Below are 2445 nucleotides of genomic sequence, written 5' to 3' on the forward strand. Positions count from 1 at the left end.
CCGGATGCTCGGCCAACGGGCACGTCCGGTTCGGCGGGCGGGGACGGGAAAACCGGTACCGGAAACGGTGCACGGCGTCCCGTCCCCGACCCAACTCGACACGGTCGACGCGGGCGGCATCGACGACTCCTGGCGCCAGCAGCCGGGCACCCCGGTGTACGGCCTGCAGGCGGGAGCCGAGGCCGTACGCAAGGCCCTGTCCCAGGCGCCCCCGGAGCGGCCCGCGGACTTCCGGGGCTGACCCGGACGCTCTGCGCGGGCGGGGTCAGTTCCCGGCGGCCCACCCCCGCAGCGCGGCCTTGTCGGCGAAGTCGGCCACGTCCTTGTCGTGCGGTTCGCTGCTGTACTGGTGGAAGCGCCACTTGGCCTTGATGCGGGGCTTGCCCGCACTCACGTAGTCGGCGATCCACAGGCCGTCGCCGGCGTAGGAGGTGACGTCCACGTTCAGCCAGTAGTCGCGGTTGGCGTACAGGAGCACCTTGTTGTGCGGACGGAGTTCCTTCAGCGTCCGGATGAACAGGTCCTTCTCCGCATTGCTGGCGTGCGTGCCGTCGCTCGTGGTCTCCCAGTCCACGGCGAGCAGGTCGCCCGCCTTCTCCGGGGCGTGCTCGACGAAGTACTCGGCCTGGGAAGTGATGTGACCCGGCCACAGAAAGTGGTAGAAGCCGACGACGAGGCCGGCGTCGCGGCCGGTCTTGGCCTGGGCCGAGAGCCTCGGGTTCACGTACGAACGCCCCTCCGTCGCCTTGATGAAGACGAAGGAGAGGCCGTCCGTGTCGTACGACGACGACTGGAACGCGCTGATGTCAATTCCATGGATCATGGGGGACTCCCTGAAGTGTCAGTGGGGTGACAGGAGTTGACTGATATATGCCCCACCTTGGCACGGGGGATCCGCCCGTGTACCCGGAATGTCAGCTTCGGGTGGTCACCGATCCCAGCACCGACGGAGACTTGGCCGACCAGTCGGAAGTGATGATGCTGGCGTGGTCCTTGGCCAGCAGAGAGAGCCGGGCGGCGACCTCGGCGTCCGTCGGGTCGGTCGACGAGATCGACGGGGACACCCCGTCGGCGCCGGTCGTGATCAGGATGTAGTGGTTCGCGGAGTAGAACGACGTGTCGTAGCCGTTGTTCACGTACGTCGCCGCGTCCCCGTCGAAGAACACGAACCAGGGCCGGATCGAGGCGTCGTAACGGCTGGTGCGCGGGTCACCGTTCGCCGCGCCGAGCACGGCCGGGAAGGCCTGCGCCTCGCCGATCCTGCCCGCCGCGTACAGGTCGCGCAGGTGGTCGCCGTACTCCTCGTCCGTCCAGTAGTGGTCGAAGGGGTTGGCCTGCTCCACCGTGCCCGGGATCAGCTCGAAGAGGAACTTGCCCCTGAGCGAGTCGCGGGAGGGCCATGCGTTGGCCCTGGCCGCCGCGTCCGGGGAGGAGTACGTCCCGCCCAGCAGGTCGGCCGGCTTGTAGACGCTGCTGCCGAGCTTCTGCGACACCAGGGTGTCGAACTCGTCGGGGCCCATGCCCCCCTTGTCGTTGAAGCCGACCTTCATCTCGACCTTGAACACGATCGGCGGGTGGTCGGGGTGGAGCCGGTTCCAGGCCGCGATGTTGTCCAGGCAACTGCCCAGATCCTGGTTGCGGCTCTTGCTGTACAGGTCGCCCGGGGTCTTCGCGGCCTCGCAGTTGTTGTCGTTGCCGAACGGGTTGCTGTGGCTGACCCGCCACCGGTGGGTCAGGCTGTCCACGTACACGTCCAGCTCCAGCAGCGACGCGCCGGAGTCCAGCGCCTGCGCGAAGTACGTGTACTTGGCCTTGTCGTACGCGTTGTGCGTGCCGATCGCCGTCGTCTCGGAGAACCTGGGGGACGCCGCGTGGGCGTTCGCCGGTACCAACGCCAGCAGGGCGGCGACGGCCACCGCCGCCGCCCGTCTCACTCTGAGCATGTCCCAATTCCCCTTTGCTGTCGCCGAGTTGGCGGCAGCGTAGGGGAACCGGTTACTGTGTGGTAGCCCCAGGGGCAACATCAGCCGTACCGTGCGGCGACGGGTTCGTCCGCCGGCTCTGTGCACGGCCAGTGAGCCGCGGGCCGTCTCCTTGTGCCTGACGCCGCAGACCGTCAGCGGGTCCGACCATCCGAACCTGCACGCCATTCTGCGCGAGTACTGCAAGTGCAGCGGAATTCAGGTCCTTTGCAATAAAGCATGAACTACAACGGCCGCAGCTTCTTCCCTGGCGTCGCGTCGCCGATAGGCTGGGTTCGGCTCGATCTGGTGCGGAGCGACGGTGTCCTTTATTGCAGGGAGGGTTCAACCCTCCAGGGCCCGGCCGAATTGACGGTGGCCACCGCCGCTCGACGCGTCTGTCGGGCGCCGGGGGCGGGGGCGCCGTGGGCCCGGCGCGGGGCGCCCCGGGCCGGCGCCGCGGGGGCGGGGACGTGAGGCGCGG

Annotated in this window: 2 protein-coding genes and 1 pseudogene; 1 reads left to right on the top strand and 2 read right to left on the bottom strand. The window is 68.4% G+C overall.

Annotation, left to right across the window (positions count from 1 at the left end; genetic code table 11):
• Positions 1-241, top strand: a pseudogene (locus tag AB0H32_RS47940) (NADP oxidoreductase); the annotation flags it as partial.
• Positions 242-265: 24 nt separating this feature from the next.
• On the opposite strand, the gene AB0H32_RS47945 reads toward AB0H32_RS47940, so the two are convergent.
• Together AB0H32_RS47945 and AB0H32_RS47950 are read right to left on the bottom strand one after the other, a co-directional pair.
• Positions 266-823 (bottom strand): GH25 family lysozyme, encoded by a 558-nt coding sequence (locus AB0H32_RS47945; protein ID WP_361135938.1) that lies wholly within the window; start codon positions 821-823, stop codon positions 266-268.
• Positions 824-914: 91 nt separating this feature from the next.
• A complete protein-coding gene (locus AB0H32_RS47950) occupies positions 915-1943 on the bottom strand; it encodes a phosphatidylinositol-specific phospholipase C domain-containing protein (RefSeq protein ID WP_361135941.1) in 1029 nt (342 codons plus the stop codon).
• Between the last annotated feature and the right edge of the window lie 502 nt (positions 1944-2445).

The sequence above is a fragment of the Streptomyces sp. NPDC020362 genome, assembly GCF_040642095.1.
GTDB lineage: Bacteria > Actinomycetota > Actinomycetes > Streptomycetales > Streptomycetaceae > Streptomyces.

Coding starts and splice junctions, on each gene's coding strand:
- AB0H32_RS47945 (WP_361135938.1), bottom strand. CDS start 823: ATGATCCATGGAATTGACATCAGCGCGTTCCAGTCGTCGTCGTACGAC.
- AB0H32_RS47950 (WP_361135941.1), bottom strand. CDS start 1,943: ATGCTCAGAGTGAGACGGGCGGCGGCGGTGGCCGTCGCCGCCCTGCTG.